Raw genomic sequence first — 7,170 nt, 5'->3', positions numbered from 1 at the left:
CCCTTTGGCCACCAACACATTCTCTCAGCCGACCACACCAGCCACCACTCAACACGCAGCACACCGAACCAGCTCAAATCGCAACAGCCCGGATCCCGCCTAGGCGAACGAATTGTGGACGACCACGTCAGTAGCTCCAGTGGCGACCAGCGCCGCCAACTGGATGCGCGCCTGTCCGGCCCGGAGTTCGCGGGAGAAGACCGCACCGGCGTCGAGCAGATCGTGGCCGCCGCCTCCGCCGCCGTACGTCGGCGAGGTCTCACCGAACGGCACCCGCGTCGTGACGACCACGTGCAGCCCAGCAGCAACGGCCTCTTTCACCGCGTGCACCACCAGAGCGTTGGTGTTACCCGAGCCCAACGCCTCGAGCACGATGCCCGACGCCCCGGCTTCGCGACAGGCATCGATCTGCACCCCGTCCGCGCCCGGGTACAGGGCCACGACGTCCACGCGCACTCCCGCGACGGGCTGCCACCGCAGCGGGTCCGGCCTCGGCACTGCTGCCGACCGAAAGGCGTCGAGTTCGAAGGTGTGCTTCTTGATCGCCCCGCGGGCCGGCAGTACTCGTCCGCCGAACGCGATCAGCACTCCCTGCTCGGACCACGCGGCCGCTACCGCTGCTGCGATGTTGCCGGGGCCGTCCGGGTCCGGATGATCGGCAGTACGTTGAGCCCCGGTGAACACCACCGCACGCGCGTCGTCGTGGAACAGGTCGACGTACAACGCCGACTCCTCCATGGTGTCGGTGCCGTGCAGCACCACCACTCCGGCGCAGCCGTCCTCGGCCAACGCGTCGACCACGGCAGTGCGAATGGCGTCGAGATCGGCGAGGTCCAGGGCGGAGCTGTCCTTCGACATCACCTCGCGCACCACCACGCCGTCCATGTCGACGCCCACGCCTGGGACCGGCCGAGAAACCCCGTGCTCGTCGCGACTACTGGCGATCGTCCCACCGGTGGTCAACAACGCGACGAACTCAGCACTGTCGGGTCGTTCCGGCAGGCTCCACTCCTCAGTCATTACGGGCGGCTACCTCTCGAATTCTGTTGCGGCACATGTACCATCCGGCGATCAGCATCGGCGCGATGAGCAGGATGGACGCGACGGTCCATGTACCGACGGGTTTGTCGAAGGCCATCAGTACCAGTACACACGCCAGAAAGCCTAGCGTTGCGTAGCCGGTGTACGGGGCACCGAACAACCGGAACGCAGGCCGGGTGACCGCGCCGGTCTTGGACAGAGACCAGAACTTGAGCTGGCACGCCACGATGACGGCCCACGCGCTGATGATGCCGAGCGCAGCGAGGTTCAGCACGATCTCGAACGCCTGCGCCGGGACGACTGCGTTGAGGACGACCCCGAGCAGCGTCACCACCGACGTCAGTGCGATGCCGCCGTACGGAACTCCCTGCTTGTTCATACGGGCCGCGAATTTCGGTGCCGAGCCGGCGACCGCCATCGAATGCAGGATGCGACCGGTGGAGTACAGCCCGGCGTTGAGAGACGACAGCGCTGCGGTCAGCACGACGAGGTTCATTATCGCGTCGGCACCCTCGACGTCGATCGCTCCGAAGAATGTGACGAACGGGCTCTCCCCGGCCTGATACGCGGTGTACGGCAGCAACAGCGAGAGCAGCAGCACCGAGCCGACGTAGAAGACGACGATGCGGACGATGACGGTGTTGATCGCCTTGGGGATGACCTTCTCGGGGTTCTGCGTCTCTCCGGCGGCGGTACCGACCAATTCGATGGAGGCATAGGCGAATACGACGCCCTGGATCACGACGATCGCCGGAAGCAGTCCGTTGGGGATGAGACCGCCGTTGTCGGTGAGGACGCTCAGACCCGGAGCCTGACCGTCGATGGGGGTGCCGAAGATGACGTAGTAGGTGCCGATCGCGAGGAACGTCACCAACGCCACGACCTTGATGAGCGCGAACCAGAATTCGAGCTCACCGAACACCTTGACCGACACCAGGTTCAGACCGAGAACCAACACCAGGCCGGCCAGCGCGAACACCCATTGATCCACGTTGCCCAGCGGTGCCCAGTACTTCTTGAAGAAGTTCATGTACAGCGCCACTGCCGTCACGTCCACGACGGCCGTCATCGCCCAGTTCATCCAGTACAACCACCCGGCCGCGAACGCGACCTTCTCACCGAAGAACTCGCGGGAGTACGAGACGAACGATCCGGACGACGGGCGGTGCATCACCAGCTCACCCAGCGCGCGCAGGATCAGGAATGCGAAGAAGCCGCACAGTGCGTAGACCAGAACCAACGCGGGCCCGGCGTCACGCAGTCTTCCGCCGGCACCCATGAACAGGCCGGTGCCGATCGCGCCGCCGATGGCGATCATCTGAATCTGGCGCGGAGCCAGCTCTTTTCGATACCCCAGCTCCTCTTCGCTGAAGGCCTGCTTCTGGGTCGGGTTCTCGGTGCTCATCGCATTACCTCGTCGACGTCTCGGGAGCAACGGAATGCTCGGTGGGAGCCACCCGCAGGTTCGCGAGATGCTCGGGGCTCAGCAATCGATCCAGCTCTTCTCGCGCCAGCAGGCCCTTCTCGAGCACCAGGTCGACGACGTTGCGGCCGGTGACCAGCGCTTCCTGCGCAATGGCCGTCGACTCCACGTACCCGAGGTACGGGCTGAGCGCGGTGACCAGACCGATCGAGTTCTCCACCCGCTCACGCAGCAGATCGACGTTCGCGGTGATGCCGTCGACGCACCGATGCGCGACGGTGCGGCAGGCCGCACTCAGATGCGCCATACCGTCGGACAGGGATTTGACGATGATCGGCTCGAAAGCGTTGAGCTGCAACTGTCCTGCCTCGGCGGCCATCGTGATGGTGACGTCGTGACCGATCACCTCGTAGGCAACCTGATTGAGAACCTCGGGAATGACGGGGTTGACCTTGCCGGGCATGATCGATGAACCCGCCTGCATCGGAGGCAGATTGATCTCGTTGAAGCCCGCGCGCGGCCCGGAGGACAGCAGCCGGAGATCGTTGCAGATCTTCGACAGTTTCACTGCGACGCGCTTGAGCACACCCGACAGGTGCACGAACTGACCGACGTCCTGCGTTGCCTCGATGAGGTCCGTTGCGGTGACCAACGGCAGGCCGGTGATGGTGCGCAGGTGCACGACGGCCGATTCGGTGTATCCGGCAGGAGCATTGAGCCCGGTGCCGATGGCCGTGGCCCCGAGGTTGATCTCGTGCACCAGCAGCGCGGCTTCCTCGAGCCGTGAGCAGTCCTCGTCGATCATGATCGCGTAGGTGCCGAACTCCTGACCGAGTGTCATCGGCACCGCGTCCTGCAGCTGGGTGCGGCCCATCTTGACGACGGTGGCGAACTCGCTTGCTTTGCGGGAGAACGAATCTCGCAGGACCTTCATCGATGCGATCAGCTCGTGCACCGCGAAGATGGTCGCGATGTTCACCGACGTCGGATACACGTCGTTGGTGGACTGCGAGGCATTCACATGCTCGTTGGGGTGCAGCATCGAGTAGTCACCGTGCGCGTGGCCGAGGATTTCCAGGGCACGATTGGCGATGACCTCGTTGGCGTTCATGTTGGTCGACGTACCCGCGCCGCCCTGAATGACGTCGACGACGAACTGCTCGTGCCACTGGCCGTCGAGAATTTCCTGGCACGCGGCCCGGATCGCTTCCCCGCGGGTGGCGTCGAGTATTCCGAGGTCCTGATTGGCCGCCGCGGCCGCCCACTTCACGGCTGCGAGCCCGCGGACGAGGTGGGCGTTGGTGGAGATCGGCCGCCCCGTGATGGGAAAGTTCTCCAGCGCGCGCAGGGTATGGATTCCCCAGTAGACGGTCATCGGAATCTCGCGTTCGCCGAGAAGGTCTTTCTCGATGCGGGTATCGGCCACGGTGGGTGCGCTCCTTCAGAGGGTGTCCAGCTGTCCGGCTGTCTGACAGGTAGAGTGTGGCGTAGAACACCTCGTCGGTCAACCCCGGGATAGGATCACTGCATGAACCTGTCGGACAGCTGGGCAGTCAGTGCGCCCACCAATGCCCGCATGAGCGCCGCCGAGGCAGTCTTCGCCGACCTGCGTGCCGCGATCTCGTCGGGAAAGCTCCCCGTCGGGCAGAAGCTCCCGTCCGAGGCGGCGCTGGCCGCGAGGCACAGCGTCAGTCGTTCCGTCATCCGCGAGGCGCTGCGCTCGTGCCACGCGCTCGGTCTGACCGAGACCAAGACGGGCCTCGGCACCTTCGTCGTCCGTGATCGAGTGGGTAGCGACCTCGACATCGGCAATTACGAGGCCCGTGAACTCATGGATGCCCGACCCCACGTCGAGGTACCCGCAGCCGGGTGGGCGGCCGAACGACGTACCGACGACGAGTTGGCGGTGCTCTCCGGCCTCGCCGACGAGATGCGTTCCGAGGACGACCACGAGGCCTGGGTCCTGTTGGACGCGCAGTTCCACACCGCGATCGCGCGGGCCAGCAGGAACCGCGTGTTCGAGTCGATCGTCGTCGACATCCGAGATGCCTTGACGCGGCAGTCCGAAACGTTGAACCTCGTCGCGCACCGGCAGCAGCAGTCCAACGTCGAGCACGACGCCATCGTCGCCGGTATCCGATCCGGCGATTACGACGCAGCAGCCCGCGCCATGACCGCCCACCTCGATGCCGTCCGTGGTGCAGTGGAGTCGCTCGCCGATCGGCCCAGCTGACCGTACGACTAAGCTGCGGGCCGTGACGAAGGTATTGAACTCTCTCCCGGTCGGTGAACGAATCGGCATTGCATTCTCTGGTGGTCTCGACACCTCGGTGGCCGTGGCGTGGATGCGCGAGCACGGCGCGATTCCGTTTGCCTACACCGCCGACATCGGCCAGTACGACGAGCCGGATCTGTCCGACGTGCCCGCCCGCGGCCTTGCGTACGGCGCCGAGCAGGCCCGGCTGATCGACTGCCGCGAACCGCTGGTCGAGGAAGGCCTCGCGGCACTGACCTGCGGCGCGTTCCACATCCGATCGTCGTTGCAGACGTACTTCAACACCACTCCCCTCGGCCGCGCGGTGACCGGCACGCTGCTCGTGCGCGCGATGCAGGAGGACGGCGTCTCCATCTGGGGCGACGGCTCGACGTACAAGGGCAACGACATCGAGCGGTTCTACCGTTACGGCCTGCTCGCCAACCCCGAGTTGCGCATCTACAAGCCGTGGCTCGACGAGGCATTCGTCGCCGAGCTCGGCGGCAGGCACGAGATGTCGCAGTGGCTCACCCAGCGCACCCTCCCCTACCGTGACTCGGCCGAGAAGGCGTACTCCACCGACGCCAACATCTGGGGTGCCACCCACGAGGCGAAGCGTCTCGAATACCTCGACACCTCCCTCGAGATCGTCTCGCCCATCATGGGTGTCCGCTTCTGGGACCCCGAGGTCGAGATCGCAGCCGAGGACGTCACCGTCGACTTCGAGCGTGGCCGGCCCGTTCGGATCAACGGCAAATCTTTCGACAGTGCCGTCGACCTGGTGATGGAAGCCAACGCCATTGGCGGCCGCCACGGGCTCGGCATGTCCGACCAGATCGAGAACCGGATCATCGAGGCCAAGAGTCGCGGCATCTACGAGGCCCCGGGCATGGCACTGCTGCACATCACGTACGAGCGGCTCGTCAACGCCGTCCACAACGAGGACACCATCGCCTCGTACCACAACGAGGGCCGCCGACTCGGACGCCTGCTCTACGAGGGCCGCTGGTTCGATCCGCAGGCACTCATGCTGCGCGAGGGCCTGCAGCGCTGGGTCGGCAACGTCGTGACCGGCAGCGTGACGGTTCGCCTGCGCCGCGGTCAGGACTTCACCATCGTCGACACCCAGGGCAGCAACTTCAGCTACCACCCCGAGAAACTGTCGATGGAACGCAGCCAGGGGCAGGCCTTCTTCCCCGGCGACCGCATCGGCCAGTTGACCATGCGCAACCTCGACATCGCGGATTCGCGCAGCAAACTCGAGCAGTACGCCGCCCAGGATCAGCTGACCGCCTGGGGCGACCTGATCGGCGAACTCGCCCCCGGTGGAGCCGACGCCATCGCCGCCAGCAGCGCCGAGAACTCCGTGGACTCCGCAGCTCTCGACCACGCCGCAATCGAGTCCGGCACCGACTGACTTCTGGCTGCCGAACTCGAAGTTATGGACGGATTTCTGCCGATTTCCGTCCATAACTTCGAGTTCGGCTACTCCTCGGGCTCCGTCAGGCCCTGATGCTCGTCGCGTTCCGCCCATTCGAGTAGCTCGTCGATGGCGAACACCGCGTCGTCGATACCCGCATGTAGGTCGCCCAGTTCGGCGAATCTGGCCGGTACGGTGAAAATCGTGAACTCGCGTGGATCGACGTCGGGTACCTCGGCCCACGAAATGGGCGTCGACACAGTAGCTTCCGGGTTTCCCCGCACCGAATAGGCGCTGGCGATCGTGTGGTCGCGCGCATTCTGGTTGTAATCGACGAACAACTTCGACGGGTCGCGATCCTTGCGCCACCACGTCGTCGTCACGTCCTCGGGTGCGCGGCGCTCCACCTCCCGCGCGAATGCCAGTGCGGCCCTTCGTAAGTCCTTGAAGCCGTAGGCCGGGTCGATCCGAACGTAGATGTGCAGACCATGGCCGCCGGAGGTTTTGGGCCAGCCGACGGCCCCGAGATCACTCAGCACCTCCTGCACGACACCGGCGACGCGTTGCACCCGATCGAAGGGGCAGTCGGGCATCGGATCGAGGTCGATGCGCCATTCGTCGGGCATCTCGACGTCGGCGCGGCGCGAGTTCCACGGATGGAACTCCACCGTCGACATCTGCACAGCCCACGCCACGTGCGCCAATTCGGTCACGCACAGCTCGTCCGCGGTGCGGTTGTAGCGGGGGAACGTCACCTCGACGGTCTCCAGCCACGGCGGGGCTCCGTGCGGCACCCGCTTCTGGTGCACTTTCTCACCGGCGAGGCCCTTGGGGAAGCGATGCATCATGCACGGCCGCTCCCGCAACGCGCGGACGATGCCGTCGCCGACGCTCAGGTAGTAGTTCACCAGGTCCAGCTTCGTGGCACCGCTCTCGGGGAAATACACCCGATCGGGGTTGGAAATGCGCACCGTGCGCGTGCCCACCTCGAGTTCTATTGCCGGAGATGCCATACCAGCGACACTAGATGTA

6 protein-coding genes are annotated in these 7,170 nt (G+C 65.2%); 2 read left to right on the top strand and 4 right to left on the bottom strand.

What is annotated here, in order from left to right:
- Nucleotides 1-99 precede the first annotated feature (99 nt).
- Genes AB0O58_RS25420 through aspA form a run of 3 tightly spaced genes read right to left on the bottom strand, consistent with a single transcriptional unit; the run spans nucleotide 100 to nucleotide 3,890 of the window.
- Entirely contained in the window at nucleotides 100-1,020 is a 921-nt protein-coding gene (locus AB0O58_RS25420) for an asparaginase (RefSeq protein ID WP_052061335.1), read from the bottom strand.
- Entirely contained in the window at nucleotides 1,013-2,446 is a 1,434-nt protein-coding gene (locus tag AB0O58_RS25415) for an amino acid permease (protein ID WP_032399574.1), read from the bottom strand. Before AB0O58_RS25415 ends, AB0O58_RS25420 begins: the two co-directional genes overlap by 8 nt.
- A 4-nt stretch (nucleotides 2,447-2,450) precedes the next feature.
- Nucleotides 2,451-3,890, bottom strand: a complete 1,440-nt coding sequence (aspA, locus tag AB0O58_RS25410; protein WP_283551226.1) for an aspartate ammonia-lyase — start codon at nucleotides 3,888-3,890, stop codon at nucleotides 2,451-2,453.
- A 102-nt stretch (nucleotides 3,891-3,992) separates the two neighbouring features.
- Between aspA and AB0O58_RS25405 the strand changes: the two genes are divergently transcribed.
- Complete coding sequence (locus AB0O58_RS25405; RefSeq protein WP_032399576.1) at nucleotides 3,993-4,697, top strand: FadR/GntR family transcriptional regulator; 705 nt, start codon at nucleotides 3,993-3,995, stop codon at nucleotides 4,695-4,697.
- 22 nt (nucleotides 4,698-4,719) lie between these two features.
- Nucleotides 4,720-6,135 carry an argininosuccinate synthase gene (gene argG / locus AB0O58_RS25400; RefSeq protein WP_032373710.1) on the top strand — a complete coding sequence of 472 codons (1,416 nt, stop codon included), beginning with the start codon at nucleotides 4,720-4,722 and terminating at the stop codon, nucleotides 6,133-6,135.
- Between the two features lie 68 nt (nucleotides 6,136-6,203).
- On the opposite strand, the gene ligD is transcribed toward argG, so the two are convergent.
- Nucleotides 6,204-7,151: a non-homologous end-joining DNA ligase gene (ligD, locus tag AB0O58_RS25395; RefSeq protein ID WP_032406506.1), complete on the bottom strand. Its 948-nt coding sequence runs from the start codon at nucleotides 7,149-7,151 to the stop codon at nucleotides 6,204-6,206.
- Between the last annotated feature and the right edge of the window lie 19 nt (nucleotides 7,152-7,170).

It is taken from the genome of Rhodococcus sp. NPDC080181 (assembly GCF_040702225.1).
In the GTDB taxonomy this organism is placed as follows: domain Bacteria; phylum Actinomycetota; class Actinomycetes; order Mycobacteriales; family Mycobacteriaceae; genus Rhodococcoides; species Rhodococcoides fascians.
Note: the sequence above shows the minus strand (reverse complement) of the source record. Positions and strands in the feature narration are given on the sequence as shown.